The organism is Citrobacter sp. CK195 (assembly GCF_030333365.1).
Lineage (GTDB): Bacteria > Pseudomonadota > Gammaproteobacteria > Enterobacterales > Enterobacteriaceae > Citrobacter_B > Citrobacter_B koseri.
In genome coordinates, this window is record NZ_JAOWGB010000026.1 from 610,526 (window position 1) to 630,627 (window position 20,102).

The following is a 20,102-nucleotide window of genomic DNA, read 5'->3' on the forward strand; positions in this document are numbered from 1 at the left end:
TCACGCCGCAATCACTTCATATGAATGGGTAATATTCACCGCTTTTTCCAGCATCAGCGCCACTGAGCAATACTTCTCAGCCGAAAGATCGACCGCCCGCGCAACCGCCGCGTCTTTCAGGTCATTGCCGGTCACAATGAAATGCAGATTAATATGCGTAAACAGGCGCGGCGCTTCTTCACGACGTTCGGACGTCAGCTTCACTTCGCAATTCGTCACATCCTGACGCCCTTTCTGCAAAATAGAAACCACGTCGATTGCGCTACAACCGCCTGCGGCCATCAGCACCATTTCCATCGGGCTTGGCGCTTTATCACCGGAGTTGCCATCCATTAAAACCTGGTGGCCGGAGGCAGACTCTCCCAGAAAGGTTAACCCTTCAACCCACTTTACACGCGCTTGCATATTCGGAACTCCAATGTGTCAATTTTCCTGACAGATTACGCGCACATAACAAATCTCGCAACGGAAGGCGACCTGCGTCATGCTGAAGCGAGACACCAGGAGACACACGGCGAAAGCTATGCTAAAACAGTCGGGATGCTACAGTAATACATTGACGTACTGCATGTATGCAGAGGACATCACATTCAGGCTGCAGTACATTTTCGACAGCCCCCTTCCCAGGAATTCGGGAAACCTATTTTTGCAAACCCAGAGGCAGTGTCGTGTTCTGGCTCTGGAGACAGCTTATAACAGAGGATAACCGCGCATGGTGCTTGGCAAACCGCAAACAGACCCGACTCTCGAATGGTTCTTGTCTCATTGCCACATTCATAAGTACCCATCGAAGAGCACGCTGATTCACCAGGGTGAAAAAGCGGAAACGTTGTACTACATCGTTAAAGGCTCAGTGGCAGTGTTGATCAAAGATGAAGAAGGGAAAGAAATGATCCTTTCTTATCTGAATCAGGGCGATTTTATTGGCGAACTGGGCCTGTTTGAAGAAGGTCAGGAACGCAGTGCCTGGGTACGTGCCAAAACGGCCTGTGAAGTCGCTGAAATTTCTTACAAGAAATTCCGTCAGTTGATCCAGGTAAACCCGGATATTCTGATGCGCCTGTCTTCCCAGATGGCTCGCCGTCTGCAAGTGACATCTGAGAAAGTCGGTAACCTCGCCTTCCTCGACGTAACGGGCCGTATCGCTCAGACCCTGCTGAACCTGGCGAAACAACCTGACGCAATGACTCACCCGGATGGCATGCAGATCAAAATCACCCGTCAGGAGATCGGCCAGATCGTTGGCTGCTCCCGTGAAACCGTGGGGCGTATTCTGAAAATGCTCGAAGATCAGAATCTGATCTCCGCTCACGGTAAGACCATCGTCGTCTACGGCACACGTTAATCCCGTCGGAATGGCGCATTACCCGGTAATGCGCCATTTTTGTTTGCACCGATGTGGCGAAGACTGATTTACCATCCTGAGATCAACTACGCACTACGGCAAACGCTGGTGCTGTGCCTGCCTGTGGCTATCGGCCTGATCATCGGCCAGTTGCACCTGGGACTGCTGTTCTCGCTCGTTCCCGCCTGCTGCAACATTGCCGGTCTTGATACCCCGCATAAACGCTTTTTCAAACGCTTAATCATCGGCGGATCGCTGTTTGCCGGATGCAGCCTGATTACGCAACTGCTGCTGGCGCGCGACATCCCCCTGCCGCTGATCCTCACCGGGCTGACGCTGCTGCTCGGCGTCACGGCGGAAATCAGCCCGCTGCATGCAAGGCTGCTGCCCGCTTCACTGATTGCCGCCATTTTCACGCTAAGCCTGGCGGGGAACATGCCGGTCTGGGAGCCGCTGCTCATCTACGCGCTCGGCACGCTATGGTATGGGCTGTTTAACTGGTTCTGGTTCTGGCTGTGGCGCGAACAGCCGCTGCGCGAGTCGCTCAGCCTGCTGTATCGCGAGCTGGCCGACTACTGCGAGGCCAAATACAGCCTGCTCACGCAGCATATCGATCCAGAAAAAGCGCTGCCGCCTCTGCTGGTGCGCCAGCAGAAAGCGGTAGATCTCATTACCCAGTGTTACCAGCAGATGCACATGCTGTCGGCCCAGCACAATAATGACTACAAGCGCCTGCTGCGCGCCTTCCAGGAAGCGCTGGACTTACAGGAGCATATCTCCGTCAGTTTGCATCAGCCGGAGGAGGTTCAGAAGCTGGTGGAGCGCAGTCACGCGGAGCAGGTTATTCGCTGGAATGCGCAAACCGTCGCTGCCCGCCTGCGCATCATCGCGGATGACATTCTGTATCACCGTCTGCCCAGCCGTTTTTCGATGGAGAAGCAGACTGGCGCGCTGGAAAAAATCGCTAATCAGCACCCGGAAAACCCTGTCGGGCAGTTTTGCTACTGGCACTTTAGCCGTATTGCCCGCGTATTACGCACTCAGCGTCCACTGTACGCACGCGACCTGATGGCCGATAAACAGCGTCGCCTGCCGCTGCTGCCCGCGCTGAAAAGCTATTTATCGTTTAAATCGCCCGCGCTGCGCAACGCCGGGCGAATCAGCGTTATGTTAAGCATCGCCAGCCTGATGGGCAGCGCCTTACATCTGCCCAAGCCGTACTGGATTCTGATGACCATCCTGTTCGTCACGCAAAACGGCTACGGCGCGACGCGCGTGCGCATTCTGCACCGTTCAGCGGGTACGCTGGCCGGTCTGGTGGTGGCGGGCGTCACGTTGCACTTTCGCATTCCTGAAGGCTACACGCTGGCATTAATGCTGATCATTACGCTGGTGAGCTATCTGACCATTCGCAAAAACTACGGCTGGGCGACGGTTGGCTTTACGGTGACGGCGGTCTATACCCTGCAACTGCTGACGCTCAACGGCGAACAGTTCATCGTGCCGCGATTTATTGATACGGTCATTGGTTGCCTGATTGCTTTTGGCGGAATGGTCTGGCTCTGGCCACAGTGGCAAAGCGGCCTTTTGCGTAAGAATGCCCACGACGCGCTGGAGGCGGACCAGGAGGCCATTCGGCTGATCCTCAGCAACGACCCGCAGCCAACGCCGCTGGCGTATCAGCGAATGCGGGTGAACCAGGCGCACAATACGCTGTTTAACTCGCTGAATCAGGCGATGCAGGAACCGGGGTTTAACACGCACTATCTGGAAGATATGAAACTGTGGGTAACGCACAGCCAGTTTATCGTTGAGCACGTCAACGCCATGACCACGCTGGCGCGCGAGCATACGATGCTGACGCCGGATCTGGCGCAGCGCTATCTGGAATCCTGCGAAATTGCGCTCCAGCGCTGTCAGCAGCGGCTGGAGTATGACGCGCCGGGCGGTTCCGGGGATGTGAATATTCTGGAGTCATCGGAGATGCTCTCCCACGGGCCGCTCAGCACGCTGGAACAGCATCTGCAACGCGTGCTGGGGCACCTGAATACCATGCACACCATTTCGTCAGTGGCATGGCGCCAGCGCCCGCATCACGGCATCTGGCTTAGTCGCCGGTTACGGGATATGAAGGGTTGACGTTGTTTGCTGTTTGTTGTTTGTTGTTTGCCGGATGGCGCTACGCTTATCCGGCCTACAAATCGCATTTTCTCCGTAGGCCGGATAAGGCGCTTGCGCCGCCATCCGGCAATCAGCCAGCCACTTTCGCCACCGCCTGCGCAAAACGCTGCATCCCTTCGTCAATATCCGCCTCTTCCACCACCAGCGACGGAGCAAAGCGCATGACATCCGGCCCGGCATTCAGCACCATAACGCCTTCATGCGCGCCAGCGTAAAGGAAATCCCGCGCCCGGCCTTTGTACTGCGGCTTCAGTTCCGCGCCAATCAACAGCCCCATGCCGCGAATATCGCTGAAAATGTCATACTGCTCGTCAATCTTCTGCAAATGCTGAACAAACCGCTCGCGTTTAGTCTGAACGCCGCTCAGCACGTCAGACGTATTGATGATATCGAACGCGGCCCCGGCAACGGCGCAGGCCAACGGGTTGCCGCCGTAGGTGGAACCGTGCGACCCAACGTGGAACGCGGACGCAATCTCCTGCGTGGTCAGCATAGCGCTGACCGGGAAGCCGCCGCCCAGCGCTTTCGCACTGGTAAGAATATCCGGCGTCACGCCGTAGTGCATATAGGCGAACAGATCGCCGGTGCGCCCCATACCACACTGAACTTCATCAAACACCAGCAGCGCCTGATGCCGATCGCACAGCTCGCGCAGGCCTTGCAGAAACGCTGGCGTTGCGGCGGTGACGCCGCCTTCTCCCTGGATCGGCTCCACCACCACCGCGCAGGTATGGTCATCCATCACCGCTTTCACTGCGTGCAGGTCGTTGAAAGGAACATGGATGATATCCGCCGGTTTAGGGCCAAATCCGTCGGAATACTTCGGCTGACCACCAACGGAAACGGTAAACAGCGAGCGGCCATGAAAAGCGTTATGGAAGGCGATGATTTTGGTTTTAAACGGGCTATGACGCACGCAGGCATAGTGGCGCGCCAGTTTGAAGGCGGTTTCGTTGGCTTCGGTGCCGGAGTTCATAAACAGCACGCGCTCGGCAAAGGTCGCGTCGATCAGTTTACGCCCCAGACGCAGTGCAGGTTCGTTAGTAAAAACGTTGCTGGTGTGCCACAGCGTTTCACCCTGCGTTTTCAGCGCGTCCACCAGCGCCGGATGGCAATGCCCTAAGGCGGTAACTGCAATCCCACCCGCGAAATCAACGTACTCTTTACCCTGCTGATCCCAGACCCGGCTGCCCTTGCCTTTTACCGGAATAAACTCTGCCGGTGCATAAATCGGCAGGATAACTTCATCGAAAGTCGCGCGCGTAATTGCAGTTTGTTCAGTTGCCATCTTATGCCCATCCAGCTAAATGAAATTTCAGTCATAAAATATGCATAAAAAATCACTAGATAGCAACCACAAATCAGCGCGACAGGAAATTAGCCAGCAGTTGATGTCCCTGCTCGCTCAGAATACTTTCCGGGTGGAACTGCACCCCTTCCAGATCCCACTCCCGGTGGCGAATCCCCATAATTTCCTGCGTGTCGCTCCAGGCCGTAACGTCAAAGCAGGCGGGAAGCGTCGCAGGATCGATCACCAGCGAGTGATAGCGCGTGACGGTAAGCGGGTTCGATAGCCCCTGAAAAACGCCCTGGCCGCTATGGGTGACGGGGGAGGTTTTACCGTGCATCACTTTAGCCGCCCGCACGATCGTCGCACCAAAGGCCTGCGCCATCGCCTGGTGTCCAAGACAGACGCCGAGCATGGGAAGGCGCCCGGCATAATGGCGGATTACCGCCAGGGAGATGCCCGCGTCATCCGGCGTACAGGGCCCCGGCGAGATCACGATTTTTTGCGGATTCAGCGCGTCAATTTGCGCCAGCGTCAACGCGTCATTCCGCCTGACCAGGACATCAGCGCCCAGTTCGCAGAAATACTGATAAAGGTTCCAGGTAAACGAATCATAGTTGTCGATCAGCAGAATCATGGCGGCTCCGGTACGTAAGAACCGCGCTATTCTACTCAGTTTCCTGGGCTTCGCTTACCCCTTTACGAAATATTGCCTGTAATCCCGACAGGTCGCCCATCGCGCCGCTCTGGTTCGCCTGGCTCCATTCGGCCACCTGAATGCCGCTCCAGCTCAGGATATAACCGGCGTGGAGCGCCAGTTGCTCAAAGAAGATGCGCTGCGCCAGTCCGCTGCCGATGCGAAAAGGATGCAGCACGTTAATTTCACAGTAGTAGTGCGCCAGACGATCGGCGAATTTCTCTTTCGTTAGCCCGACCAGATACCCCTCTTCTTCCAGATCCTGCATCAGGGCGTTGCCCTCTTTTTCGATGTAGGCAAAATGGCAAAAACGGGTATCTCCCTGATATATATCGACCTCGCGCAGTTGTCCGGCCCAGTCAAAAACATCCTGATACAGCTGACGATGAATGGCGCGCAGGTGAGGCAGTCCGCGCACCAGGGGGCCAGGTTCAATCGTCGCGGCACGCAGTGCGGTCAGTTCATACGCCGCCTGCTCCAGACGCTGAACCTGCCGAATGCCTAAGCGGTTACGCATGATATTCAGGCCGGGATACAGATAGGGGTCGCGTCCATCACCAAACTTATCGCTCATAGTGCCTCCTTAATTCTGCCAGGCGCACCAGTGCTTCTTCGGCGGTCAGGGTAACTAACGGGATGTCCACCCCTTCCAGACGTCGACTCTCCTGGAAATTGATATTTCGTCGTTGTTCCCAGAGGCGAGACTTTTGTTTATCGGTGAGTTTTTTCACGAGACCTCCCTGAATGTGCCTGCACTTGCCACAAGTATAAGCAGCAAATTCAGGTTACGCAGAGGTCAGGAATCGCGCGGGCATTGCTGGCCCGCGCAGAATGCCATTACGGCAGGACTTTGGCGGAAAGGATAACTATCGGTTTTGAAGGAACATTTTGGTAAGGGCCGACATCGTGCGTCTGCACCTGAGAGATTTTGTCAGCGACATCCATCCCTTTCACAACTTTACCAAATACGGCGTAGCCAAAATCGCGCTGGCCGTGATCCAGGAAGGCGTTGTCGGCAACGTTGATAAAGAACTGGCTGGTTGCGCTGTCTTTATCTGCGGTACGCGCCATCGCAATGGTGCCACGGGTGTTGCGCAGCCCGTTGTCCGCTTCGTTCTTGATCGGCGGGTTAGGTTTCTTTTGCTGCATCTGCTCGTTAAAACCGCCGCCCTGCACCATAAAGCCGGGGATCACACGGTGGAACGTGGTGTTGTTATAGAAACCGCTGTTGACATAATCGACAAAGTTTTGCACTGAAACTGGCGCTTTCTGGCTATTCAGTTCCAGTTCAATATTTCCGGCGGAGGTCGTCAGCAGAACATGTGGGTCACCTTTCGCTGCCAACGCTACAGGAGAGAGAGCAGAAAGAGCGAGAACAGCTGCAACAGCCGCCAGAGTCGATTTGAGCATGAGATTTCCTTAACGAGAGCAGTAACAAAAGCAAGTAGATTGATTCTAAAGAGCCTTCAAGGAGCAGGCCAGCCCTTTACCTAATTTTACGTATCTGAAACAAATGTAACCTTACGATTTTGTTGTGCTTTTCGGCATATTAATGTGATCAATGTCACGTTAAAAAATGTAACGCTTACAGTAATTGCTAATAAACATTTAAATACATCACTAAAACGCCTAAAATCTGCCCGCTCACGGCGCTGTCAACGCGCTTTACACCTCTATACACAGGCCAGTCATGACTAACAGCAATCGCATCAAGCTCACATGGATTAGCTTTCTCTCCTACGCCCTGACAGGCGCGTTGGTAATTGTCACCGGGATGGTGATGGGAAACATTGCAGAGTATTTCAACCTGCCCGTTTCCAGTATGAGTAACACATTCACCTTTCTTAACGCCGGTATCCTGATCTCTATTTTCCTGAATGCCTGGCTGATGGAAATTATCCCGCTGAAAACGCAGCTGCGTTTTGGCTTTGTGTTGATGGTGCTGGCCGTGGCCGGGCTGATGCTCAGCCATAGCCTGGCGCTTTTCTCTGCGGCAATGTTTGTACTGGGTCTGGTGAGCGGTATCACCATGTCGATCGGTACTTTCCTGATCACCCAGATGTATGAAGGCCGTCAGCGTGGTTCTCGCCTGCTGTTCACCGACTCCTTCTTCAGTATGGCCGGGATGATCTTCCCGATGGTCGCCGCTTACCTGCTGGCGCGCAGCATTGAGTGGTACTGGGTATACGCCTGCATCGGTCTGGTCTACGTGGCGATTTTCATCCTGACCTTCGGCTGCGAATTTCCGGCGCTGGGTAAACACGCGCCGAAAACGGAAACGCCGGTGGTAAAAGAGAAATGGGGCATTGGCGTTCTGTTCCTGTCCATAGCCGCGCTGTGCTACATCCTCGGTCAGTTGGGTTTCATCTCCTGGGTGCCGGAATACGCCAAAGGTCTGGGCATGAGCCTGAACGACGCCGGTACGCTGGTCAGCGATTTCTGGATGTCGTACATGTTCGGCATGTGGGCCTTCAGCTTCATTCTGCGCTTCTTTGATCTGCAACGTATCCTGACGGTACTGGCGGGTCTGGCGGCGGTGCTGATGTACCTGTTCATTAAGGCCCAGCCGGAGCATATGGCGTGGTTTATTCTGACGCTCGGCTTCTTCTCCAGCGCCATTTACACCTCAATCATTACGCTGGGTTCGCAGCAAACCAAAGTGCCGTCGCCGAAGCTGGTTAACTTTGTGCTGACCTGCGGCACCATTGGCACCATGCTGACCTTCGTGGTGACAGGCCCGATCGTGGCGCACAGCGGCCCGCAGGCCGCGTTGCTCACCGCAAACGGTCTGTATGCCGTGGTGTTTGTGATGTGCTTTATCCTCGGGTTTGTTACCCGTCATCGCCAGCATAACGTGCCAGCAGCGCACTGATGATGATTTGCCCGGTGGCGCAAGCTTACCGGGCCTACATGTAACTTGTAGGCCGGATAAGACGCATAGCGTCGCCATCCGGCTTTTTAGCCCGGCTTTTTAATCCTGCTTTTTCGCGCAATTTCCCCCTCCTCCTGACGGCGTAGACCTCGCATTCTTTAGAGGTAGACCTTCTTACGCTAATAACCCCTTATTTTGTACGTTATTTGCACAACAACGAAATGTCTGACAATTCCGTGACTTATAAAAATGCTGACAAATCAGCAATATACCTCTTAAGGAGTATATAAGGCCGAATTTGATTTACATCAATAAGCGGGGTTGCTGAATCGTTAAGGTAGGCAGTAATAGAAAAGAAATCGAGGCAAAAATGAGCAAAGTCAGACTCGCTATTATCGGTAATGGTATGGTCGGCCATCGCTTTATTGAGGACCTTCTTGATAAATCCGACGCTGCCAATTTTGACATTACCGTGTTCTGTGAAGAACCCCGCAAAGCATACGACCGTGTCCACCTGTCTTCCTACTTCTCCCACCACACCGCTGAAGAGCTGTCTCTGGTGCGTGAAGGCTTTTATGAGAAGCACGGCGTTAACGTTCTGGTCGGCGAACGCGCCATTACGATCAACCGTCAGGAGAAGGTCATCCACTCCAGCGCGGGTCGTACGGTCTATTACGATAAACTGATCATGGCGACCGGCTCCTACCCGTGGATCCCGCCAATTAAAGGTTCCGAAACCCAGGACTGCTTTGTTTACCGTACCATTGAAGATCTCAACGCCATTGAAGCCTGCGCCCGTCGCAGCAAACGCGGCGCGGTGGTCGGCGGCGGCCTGCTGGGTCTGGAAGCCGCTGGCGCGCTGAAAAACTTAGGCGTCGAAACCCACGTTATCGAATTTGCCCCCATGCTGATGGCAGAACAGCTGGATCAGATGGGCGGCGAGCAGCTACGCCGTAAAATCGAAAGCATGGGCGTGCGCGTACACACCAGCAAAAACACCAAAGAGATCGTTCAGGAAGGCACCGAAGCGCGTAAAACCATGCGTTTTGCCGACGGTAGCGAGCTGGAAGTCGATTTCATCGTTTTCTCTACCGGTATCCGCCCGCGTGACAAACTGGCCACCCAGTGCGGCCTGGACGTCGCTCAGCGCGGCGGTATCGTGATTAACGACGCCTGCCAGACGTCTGACCCGGATATCTACGCGATTGGCGAATGCGCCAGCTGGAACAACCGCGTGTACGGTCTGGTCGCGCCTGGCTACAAAATGGCGCAGGTTGCCGTTGACCACATCCTCGAAACCGAAAACGTGTTTGAAGGCGCAGACCTTAGCGCCAAGCTGAAGCTGCTGGGCGTGGACGTCGGCGGCATTGGCGATGCGCATGGCCGCACGCCGGGCGCGCGTAGCTACGTTTACCTCGACGAAAGCAAAGAGGTCTACAAACGCCTCATCGTCAGCGAAGACAACAAAACCCTGCTCGGCGCGGTGCTGGTGGGCGATACCAGCGATTACGGCAACCTGCTGCAACTGGTGCTGAACGCGATTGAACTGCCGGAAAACCCGGACTCGCTGATCCTGCCGGCACATTCTGGCAGCGGTAAGCCTTCCATTGGCGTTGATAAACTGCCGGACAGCGCGCAAATCTGTTCCTGCTTTGACGTCACCAAAGGGATGCTGGTCGCCGCCATCAACAAAGGCTGCCACACCGTTGCGGCGCTGAAAGCGGAAACCAAAGCCGGTACTGGCTGCGGCGGCTGTATTCCGCTGGTTACTCAGGTTCTGAACGCCGAACTGGCGAAACAGGGTATTGAAGTGAACAACAACCTGTGTGAGCACTTTGCGTACTCGCGTCAGGAACTGTTCCACCTCATCCGCGTGGAAGGCATTAAAACCTTTGAAGAACTGCTGGCGAAACACGGTAAAGGCTACGGCTGCGAAGTGTGTAAACCGACCGTCGGTTCTCTGCTGGCCTCCTGCTGGAACGAATACATTCTGAAGCCGCAGCACACCCCGCTACAGGATACCAACGACAACTTCCTGGCGAACATCCAGAAAGACGGCACCTACTCCGTGATCCCGCGTTCTGCGGGCGGCGAAATCACGCCGGAAGGTCTGGTGGCCGTAGGTCGCATCGCGCGTGAGTTTAACCTGTACACCAAAATTACCGGTTCTCAGCGTATTGGTCTGTTCGGCGCGCAGAAAGACGATCTGCCGGAAATCTGGCGTCAGCTGATTGAAGCGGGCTTCGAAACCGGTCACGCGTATGCCAAAGCGCTGCGTATGGCGAAAACCTGCGTGGGCAGCACCTGGTGCCGCTATGGCGTGGGCGATAGCGTCGGCTTCGGCGTCGAGCTGGAAAACCGCTACAAAGGCATCCGTACCCCGCACAAAATGAAATTTGGCGTCTCCGGCTGTACCCGTGAATGTGCGGAAGCCCAGGGTAAAGACGTGGGGATTATCGCCACGGAAAAAGGCTGGAACCTGTACGTCTGCGGTAACGGCGGGATGAAACCGCGTCATGCAGACCTGCTGGCGGCGGATATCGACCGCGAAACGCTGGTTAAATACCTCGACCGCTTCATGATGTTCTACATCCGTACCGCCGACAAACTGACCCGTACCGCACCGTGGTTAGATAACCTGGAAGGCGGTATCGATTACCTGAAGTCGGTCATCATCGACGACAAACTGGGCCTGAACGCGCATCTGGAAGAAGAGATGACCCGCCTGCGTGAAGCGGTGGTGTGCGAGTGGACGGAGACCGTGAATACACCGTCTACGCAGGTTCGTTTCAGACACTTTATCAACAGCGATAAGCGCGACCCGAATGTTCAGGTGGTGCCTGAGCGTGAACAGCATCGTCCGGCAACGCCGTACGAACGCATTCCGGTAACTCTGGTGGAGGAAAACGCATGAGCCAGTGGAAAAACATCTGCAAAATCGATGACATTCTGCCGGAAACCGGCGTCTGCGCGCTGTTAGGCGAAAAGCAGGTCGCCATTTTCCGTCCATATCACAGCGACCAGGTGTTCGCGATCAGCAACATCGACCCGTTTTTTGAGTCCAGCGTGCTGTCACGCGGGTTGATTGCCGAGCATCAGGGCGAACTGTGGGTTGCCAGCCCGCTGAAAAAACAGCGGTTCCGTCTGAGCGACGGTCTGTGCATGGAAGATGAAAGCCATTCCGTCGCGCACTACGAAGCTCGCGTGAAAGACGGCGTGGTGCAACTGCGCGGTTGATGAATTTGGGGAGGCGCAACGCCTCCCTTTTTGACGTCTTTGTAGGCCCGATTTTGTAGGCCTGATAAGCGTAGCGCCATCAGGCAAAACACACCGCCGGATGGCGGCATAAATGCCTTATCCGGCCTACGGTTTTTATTGTTTTTACTTCAAGGACAATCAAATGGTTACAGGCCCGATTTTGTAGGCCTGATAAGCGTAGCGCCATCAGGCAAAAACACCGCCGGATGGCGGCATAAATGCCTTATCCGGCCTACGGTTTTACGATTTCTTTTTTAATTTTATTGTTTTTACTTCAAGGATAATCAAATGTTTACAGACACTATTAACAAGTGTGCGGCTAACGCTGCGCGCATTGCACGCCTGTCGGCAAATAATCCGCTCGGTTTCTGGGTGAGTTCCGCAATGGCCGGCGCCTACGTCGGTCTCGGCATCATTCTTATTTTTACCCTCGGCAATCTGCTTGACCCTTCCGTTCGCCCGCTGGTGATGGGCGCTACCTTCGGCATCGCCTTAACGCTGGTGATCATCGCCGGTTCTGAACTCTTTACCGGCCATACCATGTTCCTGACGCTCGGCGTAAAAGCGGGCACCATCAGCCACGGTCAGATGTGGGCGATTCTGCCGCAAACCTGGCTGGGCAACCTGGTGGGCTCCGTGTTCGTCGCGCTGCTGTATAGCTGGGGCGGCGGCAGTCTGCTGCCGGTCGATACCAGCATCGTTCACACGGTTGCGCTGGCGAAAACCACCGCGCCCGCCACGGTACTGTTCTTTAAAGGCGCGCTGTGCAACTGGCTGGTTTGCCTGGCGATCTGGATGGCGATTCGTACCGAAGGCGCGGCGAAATTCCTCGCTATCTGGTGGTGTCTGCTGGCGTTCATCGCGTCCGGCTACGAGCACTCCGTCGCCAACATGACGCTGTTCGCCCTCTCCTGGTTCGGCCATCACGGCGACGCCTACACGCTGGCGGGAATTGGTCATAACCTGCTGTGGGTGACTCTCGGCAATACTTTGTCCGGTGTCGTATTCATGGGATTAGGTTATTGGTATGCTACGCCAAAAGCGGAGCGTCCGGCTCCGGCAAAAATCAATCAAACTGAAGCTACTGCCAATAATTAAGAGGTAATGTCGTGGACCATTTGCCTATATTTTGTCAATTACGCAATCGTGACTGTCTGCTCGTCGGCGGTGGCGATGTCGCAGAACGCAAAGCGCGGTTACTGCTGGAAGCAGGCGCTCGATTAACGGTCAACGCGCTGGCGTTTATTCCGCAGTTCACCGTGTGGGCAAATGAAGGCATGTTGACGTTAGTTGAAGGGGCATTCGAAGAATCCCTGCTCGACGGATGCTGGCTGGCAATCGCCGCGACCGATGATGACGCCGTGAACCAGCAGGTGAGCGAAGCCGCTGAGTCACGCCGCATTTTCTGCAACGTGGTCGATGCGCCAAAAGCCGCCAGTTTCATCATGCCCTCCATTATCGACCGCTCACCGCTGATGGTGGCGGTCTCCTCCGGCGGCACCTCGCCCGTTCTCGCACGCTTGCTGCGCGAGAAACTGGAGTCCTTGCTGCCCCAGCACCTCGGCCAGGTCGCGCATTACGCCGGCCAGCTCCGCGCGCGGGTGAAAAAGCAGTTCGCCACAATGGGCGAGCGCCGTCGCTTCTGGGAAAAACTGTTCATCAACGACAGGCTCGCGCAGTCGCTGGCGAATGCCGATGCGAAAGCGGTGTCGGAGATCACCGAGCAGATGCTTAGCGAACCGCTGGATCACCGTGGTGAAGTGGTGCTGGTGGGCGCGGGCCCTGGCGACGCCGGGCTGCTGACGCTGAAAGGGTTACAACAGATCCAACAGGCGGATGTGGTGGTGTATGACCGTCTGGTCTCCGACGACATTATGAATCTGGTACGCCGCGACGCTGACCGCGTGTTCGTTGGCAAACGCGCGGGCTATCACTGCGTTCCGCAGGAAGAGATTAACCAGATCCTGCTGCGAGAAGCGCAGAAAGGCAGACGCGTGGTGCGTCTGAAAGGCGGCGATCCGTTTATCTTCGGTCGCGGCGGCGAAGAGCTGGAAACGCTGTGCCACGCCGGCATTCCGTTCTCGGTTGTTCCCGGTATTACCGCGGCCTCCGGGTGCTCGGCTTATTCCGGCGTTCCGCTGACTCACCGCGACTACGCGCAAAGCGTGCGTCTGGTCACCGGGCACCTGAAAACGGGCGGCGAGCTGGACTGGGAAAACCTGGCGGCGGAGAAACAAACGCTGGTGTTCTATATGGGGCTGAATCAGGCGGCGACCATTCAGGAGAAGCTGATCGCGTTTGGTATGCAGGCCGATATGCCTGTGGCGCTGGTCGAAAACGGTACGGCCGTCAAGCAGCGCGTGGTCAGCGGCGTTCTTGCGCAATTAGGCGAGCTGGCGAAGCAGGTCGAAAGCCCGGCGCTGATTATTGTCGGTCGGGTGGTCGCGTTACGCGATAAGCTAAACTGGTTCTCAAACCATTAATAAATATAGATGCCCTATATCAGGGCATCTTTTTTTTAACACTTTAACGATCATTCATTCTTACATTACACTTTAAATAAGCTAAATCCATTCATTACGTAAATATAAAAAAGAATAACGCCATAAAATACCGCACAAAATATCCATTATCTCTTTTTTATTCGCCAAATAAATTCACCGCACAAATATCGACAGAATAAAGGCTGGATTGACGCCCCCTGGGTAGTCAGTGGCAAAATAGCGCCATTCATTAATTTTGCAAATAAAGGTTGTCTGTCAGGGCCGCCTTATATTTCTTATTTTATTTACAGGATGGCAACTATGTTTATGCAAAGGAAAAAACTCCTTGCAGTGGGTATTGCGATTGCACTGCAAACATATTACTGCCCGGCAATTGCGGCAGAGAATACAGAAGATGAGAAAGAATGTCCGGTAAATATTTCGTCGTTATCTCAGGCGGAACGCAATAAGTTACCGGCGAAATGTCTGACGGCAGAAGCCGGGCAGGATAACCATTGGGCATGGGTCGCCAGCGGCGTAGCGGCTCTGGCGGCGGGCATCGCCATTGGCAATCACAGCGACGGCGACTCTCACCACCATTCAACAACGCCAGTCCCGCCAGACGACGGGGGCGACGTTACCCCAACGCCGCCGGATGACGGCGGAGATGTCACCCCCACGCCTCCCGATGATGGCGGCGACGTCACACCGCCTGATGATGGCGGTGATACGCCAGTACCGCCTGACGACACGTCCGTGACGACCTTCAGCAATCAGGTGACGCTGGATAAAGGCACAGACACCCTGCACTTCGACGACATCAAACTGGATAACGGCGAGCACCTCGGCGAAGCCACGCTCAGTTATTCCGAACAAGACGCGCAGTGGCAGTTAACCACCCAGGACGGCAAAACGCTGGCGATTTCCGGCTGGAACGTTACCGACAGCAACGCGGCCGTGATTGAAGGCGCTCAGGCCAACGGCTTTTACTGGAAGTACGACAGCCGGGGCTATCTGATCCTCGCGGATAACAATACCCAGGTTGTCACCGGAGACGGCAATACGCACACCACCGATCGCGAACTGGATATCGGCGGGAAAAATCGTACCGGCGTCATTATCTCGGGCGATAACACCCGTAATACGCTGAACGGGGATTCCACCGTAACCAATGGCGCAGTTGGCCTGGTTATTAGCGGCGACGGCACCACTAACGCTATCTCAGGCAAAAGTACGGTAGATGGCGCTACCGGGGCGTTAATTTCCGGCAATGGCACCTCGACCTCGCTCTCCGGCGATATCACCATCAGCGGCGGCGGTACGGGCATCGTTATCGATGGTGATAACACCCTCATTGATAATGCGGGAACCTCCAGCATTAGCGGCGCAGGTTCTACCGGTTCCATCATTAACGGCAATAACATTCGCCTCATCAACAAGGGGGAATTAAACGTTTCTGACGGCGGCACCGGGGCCAAAATCACCGGCGACAATGCTATTGTCGATAACAAAGGCCATTCGACAACCCGCGGTACCGGCTCTACGGGGCTGTATATTGAGGGCGATCATGCGCTGGTGATTAATGAAGGTAATCAGCTCATCGCCGATGGCGCGACGGGCGTGCGCATTGATGGCGACAACGCCCGCGTACTCAATACCGGCAATATGGCTGTCGACGGCGCTGGCTCAACAATCGCCACCATTACGGGCAATAACGCTGACATGACGCAGAATGGCGATCTGTTGGTTATGAATGGCGCGACGGGCCTGACCATCAACGGCGAAGAAAGCGAACTCACAAACAGCGGCAACACCACCGTGCGTAACGACGGCTCTGTCGGCTTCGTTGTGGCTGGTACACAAAACGCCTTCAACAACAAAGGTGATATCAACGCCAGCCTTAACGGTACAGGAACGCTGATCAGCGGTACTGAATCGCAGGTCAGTCTGACGGGCGATATTAACGTTGTCTCAGTGCAGGACAGCAGCGGCGTATTTCGTGGGGCAACCGGTCTTAACGTTTCTGGCGACACGAATACGACAACCATTCTGGGTAATGTGAACATCGAGGGCAGTTACGCGCAAGACGCTCAAATTAAAAGCGATGAGCAGTTACAAGGCATTATCGTCAACGGCAATCAAAATACGGTCAATCTGGATGGCGCGATGAATATCCATCTTGACAGTTCTGATATCAGCTCTGGGTATGCGAGCGTTGTCGGCCTCGATATCAGCGGCAGCGGTAACACCGTGAATGTCGCCGGTGGTATAAACATCGACTTTTCCCAAAACGAAGCGGCTGCTGGCTCTGAAGCTATCGGTATCAACATTGATGGTGACAACACGTTAACGCTAAGCGGTAAATCTACCGTGGATATGACCACTATCTCAGGTGGCCAGGCCACGCTGGCAAACGTTAATAATGGCGGCTCCCTGCTCGTTACCGATGACGCCACAATTGAAGTGAACGCCGACTATCTGTACTCATATTACTCCGTCGGAAATAAAGCCCTGCTGTCAGCTCATGGCCAGGGCTCGACGATTGAAAATCAGGGCGATATTACCACCCACGGAACAGCCAACGTTCTCCTTGCCGATCAGGGAGCGGAAGCGAGCAACAGCGGCAATATTCTCGTCTACGGAAGCAGTGACGATACGGGAGATGACCGTTCTGCCATCACCCGTGCAAATCGCGAAGATGCGGTCGTACACAACAAAGCGGGGGCCGATATCACCCTCTTTTCTAACCAAACGCCAGAGTACATTGACGGCATCAATCTCTACCCGGAAAGATGGTATACCCACACGCTTTACGCCATGCTGGCGTCCCAGGGCGGCAGCGTCGTTAATGATAAAGGAGCGACCGTCCATTTACAGGGCGCGGGAGCATATGGCGTCAGTGCCAGTGTAGGGACGGCGTTAAACGAAGGCGATATTTATCTGGACGGTTTTATCCCGACGCTGGACGATGAAAACAATATCATCAGCACAGGCTACTGGCAGCCGACACACCTCTATTTGACCAGCTCGGCAATGGTTGCCGGTTCCTCAGACATCGGCTACGGTGACGCCACGGCCATCAACACCGGCACCATCACCGTCAACAACGCCGGGTTCGGTATGATGGCGCTCAGCGGCGGCACGGCCGTTAACCAGGGTACTATTACACTGACCGCTGATGAAGGTGTGACCGGCGAGGAAAACCAACTGGTGGGGATGGCCGCATTAAACGGCGGCACCGTCGTGAACGACACCACCGGCACCATCAATATTGATGCCGACTACGGCCAGGCGTTCCTTAGCGACAGCAACAGCTACATCATCAATAACGGCGCCATCAACCTGAACGGCAGCCCGATGGACGAAAACGACCCGCATATGGGTTCCACGCCAACCGATAAAATCTGGATACGGTCGCTGCCCGGCAGCGGCGACAGCGATAGCCAAACGTCAGAAGCGGGCTTTTTCACCACCGAAGCGCTGGCGAATTACGGCAATGAAACGCTGAACGGCGATATCGATGTTAACGGCTGGCTGTACAACGAAGCAGGCGCCACGCTGACCATCAACGGCGATATGGCGATTAATGTCGAAGGCGATCTGGAAAACCACGGGACGATGCATGTCGATACGATCAGTACGTATCACAGCCTGTTCAACCGCGCAGACAGCAGCCTGACCACTGACCTCCTGACGCTTAATGGCGATATCACCCTGTTCAACGAGGGCAGCTTTACCGGCTCAATTGCAGGAACCTCTTACGCCCAGGAAGTCGTCAATACCGGCAATATGACGGTGGCGGAAGATGGCAAATCGCTCATCAACGGCAGCTTTGCGTTTTATAACCAGGAAGGCGCAACGCTCACCAACAGCGGCAGCGCGGTAGAAGGCGGCGAAAACACCATCATCAACATGACGCGAACCGACAGTTCCATCGCTCAGGTGAACAGCGGCACCATTACCGCCACCAACGGTTACAGCGCCATCACCACCGCGAATGCCAGCAACTCCCCGATGTGGATCTGGAACACGGAAACCGGCGTGATTAATGGTATTAACCCGGACGCCCCCCTGATCAACCTCAGCCGTGGCTATAGCTTTGGCAACGAAGGGACCATTAACGTCCAGGGCGACAATGCCGTGGCGATCAGCGGCGGCACCAGCAGTTATATCATCGACCTGGTCAACAGCGGCACCATCAACGTCGGCACCGAACAGGGGCAAATAGACGGAACCAACGGCACCGGACTTATCGGCATCAAAGGCAACGGCAACGCCACCACCATCAACAACACCGCCGATGGCGTGATCAACGTGTACGCGAATGACTCTTACGCGTTTGGCGGCCAGAGCAAAACCATCATCAATAATGGCGAAGTGAATCTGCTGTGCGACACCGGCTGCGGCATCTACGCCCCTGGCACTACGGGTACGCAGGACGATCACAACGGTACGGCGGATATCGTGATCCCGGATGCGATTGTCGCGCCGACGCAGGGTGATATTCCAGCGCCTCCGGCCGATCCGAACGCGCCGCAGATGTTAAGCAACTACATTGTGGGCACCAATGCCGACGGCAGTTCCGGTACGCTGAAAGCGAATAACCTGATGATTGGCGACGACGTGAAGGTGAATACCGGCTTTACCGCAGGTACGGCAGAGACCACCGTCGTGGTCGATAACGCCTTTACCGGCAGTAATATCCAGGGCGCGGACAATATCACCTCCACCAGCGTGGTGTGGAACGCCCAGGGCAGCACCGACGGTGACGGCAACGTTGACATCACCATGACCAAAAACGCCTATGCGGATGTGGCGACGGAGAGTTCCGTCAGCGACGTCGCACAGGCGCTGGACGCCGGGTATACCAACAATGAGCTGTACAACAGCCTGAACGTTGGCACGACCGCAGAGCTGAACAACGCCCTGAAGCAGGTCAGCGGCAGCCAGGCGAACACCGTCTTCCGCGAAGCCCGCGTACTCAGCAATCGCTTTACGATGCTGGCGGACGCCGCGCCGCAGGTGAAAGACGGTCTGGCGTTCAACGTGATGGCGAAAGGCGATCCGCGTGCCGAACTGGGTAACGACACCCAGTACGACATGCTGGCGCTGCGCCAGACGCTGGATCTGACCGCCAGCCAGAACCTGACGCTGGAATACGGTATTGCGCGTCTGGACGGCGACGGTTCGCAGAAAGCGGGCGACAACGGCGTGACCGGCGGCTACAGCCAGTTCTTCGGCCTGAAACACAGCATGACCTTTAATGAGGGTCTGGCCTGGAACAACAGCCTGCGTTATGACGTGCATAACCTCGACAGCAGCCGCTCTGTCGCCTATGGCGACGTCAATAAAGTGGCGGATTCTGACGCCCGTCAGCAGTACATGGAGTTCCGCAGCGAAGGGGCAAAAACCTTTAACCTGATGGACGATGCGCTGAAAATCACGCCGTATGCGGGCGTTAAGCTGCGTCATACACTGGAAGAAGGTTACAAAGAGCGCAGCGCCGGAGACTTCAACCTGTCGATGAACAGCGGCAGCGAAACGGCCGTAGATTCCGTGCTTGGCCTGAAAATGGACTACGCCGGGGAAAACGGCTGGAGCGCAAGCGCCACGCTGGAAGGCGGCCCGAACCTGAGCTACACGAAAAGCCAGCGTAGCGCCACGCTGGCGGGTGCAAGCGACCAGCGCTTTAGCGTTGACGACGGCCAGAAAGGCGGCGGTCTGAACGGTCTGGCAACGATGGGCGTGAAGTACAGCGCCCAGGACAGCAGCCTGCATCTTGACGCTTATCAGTGGAAAGAAGACGGCATCAGCGATAAAGGCTTTATGCTGAACTTTAAGAAAACATTCCGTTAATTAAATAAACGCCACGGCCTGGAGAATATACATCCTCTCCAGGCCGTTTTTTATTATGTTGAGTCTACGCAAAGCATATTACCCGCAGAATAAGAAGTCCTTATCTGGACTACCTCACTCCC

General features: G+C 55.3%; 14 protein-coding genes. 8 read left to right on the forward strand and 6 right to left on the reverse strand.

All coding sequences use genetic code 11. The features are described from left to right. The gene (locus OGX93_RS20355) at positions 1-405 is read right to left on the reverse strand and encodes an OsmC family protein (protein WP_012135462.1); all 405 of its coding nucleotides are present in this window, start codon (positions 403-405) and stop codon (positions 1-3) included. A gap of 307 nt (positions 406-712) precedes the next feature. Between OGX93_RS20355 and crp the strand changes: the two genes are divergently transcribed. Together crp and OGX93_RS20365 are read left to right on the forward strand one after the other, a co-directional pair. Next, on the forward strand, positions 713-1,345 hold the full coding sequence (crp, locus tag OGX93_RS20360) for a cAMP-activated global transcriptional regulator CRP (RefSeq protein WP_000242758.1): 633 nt from the start codon (positions 713-715) through the stop codon (positions 1,343-1,345). 51 nt (positions 1,346-1,396) lie between these two features. Continuing rightward, positions 1,397-3,484, forward strand: a complete 2,088-nt coding sequence (locus tag OGX93_RS20365) for a YccS/YhfK family putative transporter (RefSeq protein ID WP_012135464.1) — start codon at positions 1,397-1,399, stop codon at positions 3,482-3,484. 112 nt (positions 3,485-3,596) lie between these two features. Here OGX93_RS20365 and argD read toward each other — a convergent pair whose 3' ends face one another. From argD to ppiA, 5 genes are all read right to left on the reverse strand, one after another. Beyond that, complete coding sequence (gene argD / locus OGX93_RS20370; protein ID WP_101744210.1) at positions 3,597-4,814, reverse strand: bifunctional acetylornithine/succinyldiaminopimelate transaminase; 1,218 nt, start codon at positions 4,812-4,814, stop codon at positions 3,597-3,599. Positions 4,815-4,887: 73 nt separating this feature from the next. Continuing rightward, positions 4,888-5,451, reverse strand: coding sequence for an aminodeoxychorismate synthase component 2 (gene pabA, locus OGX93_RS20375; protein ID WP_115181045.1), 564 nt, complete (start codon positions 5,449-5,451; stop codon positions 4,888-4,890). A gap of 31 nt (positions 5,452-5,482) precedes the next feature. After that, a complete protein-coding gene (locus OGX93_RS20380; protein WP_012135469.1) occupies positions 5,483-6,085 on the reverse strand; it encodes a putative adenosine monophosphate-protein transferase Fic in 603 nt (200 codons plus the stop codon). Beyond that, complete coding sequence (gene ficA, locus OGX93_RS20385) at positions 6,075-6,242, reverse strand: FicA/YhfG family antitoxin (RefSeq protein WP_012135470.1); 168 nt, start codon at positions 6,240-6,242, stop codon at positions 6,075-6,077. Before ficA ends, OGX93_RS20380 begins: the two co-directional genes overlap by 11 nt. Positions 6,243-6,348: 106 nt before the next feature. After that, positions 6,349-6,921 carry a peptidylprolyl isomerase A gene (ppiA, locus tag OGX93_RS20390; protein WP_012135471.1) on the reverse strand — a complete coding sequence of 191 codons (573 nt, stop codon included), beginning with the start codon at positions 6,919-6,921 and terminating at the stop codon, positions 6,349-6,351. A gap of 280 nt (positions 6,922-7,201) precedes the next feature. Here ppiA and tsgA point away from each other — a divergent pair, with 280 nt between their 5' ends. From tsgA to OGX93_RS20420, 6 genes are all read left to right on the forward strand, one after another. Further along, positions 7,202-8,383: an MFS transporter TsgA gene (tsgA, locus tag OGX93_RS20395; protein ID WP_012135472.1), complete on the forward strand. Its 1,182-nt coding sequence runs from the start codon at positions 7,202-7,204 to the stop codon at positions 8,381-8,383. A 370-nt stretch (positions 8,384-8,753) separates the two neighbouring features. Further along, positions 8,754-11,297 carry an NADPH-nitrite reductase large subunit gene (gene nirB, locus OGX93_RS20400; protein WP_115608762.1) on the forward strand — a complete coding sequence of 848 codons (2,544 nt, stop codon included), beginning with the start codon at positions 8,754-8,756 and terminating at the stop codon, positions 11,295-11,297. Then, positions 11,294-11,620 carry a nitrite reductase small subunit NirD gene (gene nirD / locus OGX93_RS20405; RefSeq protein ID WP_012135476.1) on the forward strand — a complete coding sequence of 109 codons (327 nt, stop codon included), beginning with the start codon at positions 11,294-11,296 and terminating at the stop codon, positions 11,618-11,620. The genes nirB and nirD overlap by 4 nt, the downstream gene beginning before the upstream one ends. Before the next feature lie 309 nt (positions 11,621-11,929). Next, a complete protein-coding gene (gene nirC / locus OGX93_RS20410; RefSeq protein ID WP_012135477.1) occupies positions 11,930-12,739 on the forward strand; it encodes a nitrite transporter NirC in 810 nt (269 codons plus the stop codon). Positions 12,740-12,750: 11 nt separating this feature from the next. Beyond that, positions 12,751-14,124, forward strand: coding sequence for a siroheme synthase CysG (cysG, locus tag OGX93_RS20415; RefSeq protein WP_047460747.1), 1,374 nt, complete (start codon positions 12,751-12,753; stop codon positions 14,122-14,124). Between the two features lie 327 nt (positions 14,125-14,451). After that, positions 14,452-19,980 (forward strand): pectate lyase-fold domain-containing protein, encoded by a 5,529-nt coding sequence (locus tag OGX93_RS20420; RefSeq protein ID WP_286448958.1) that lies wholly within the window; start codon positions 14,452-14,454, stop codon positions 19,978-19,980. Positions 19,981-20,102 lie beyond the last annotated feature (122 nt).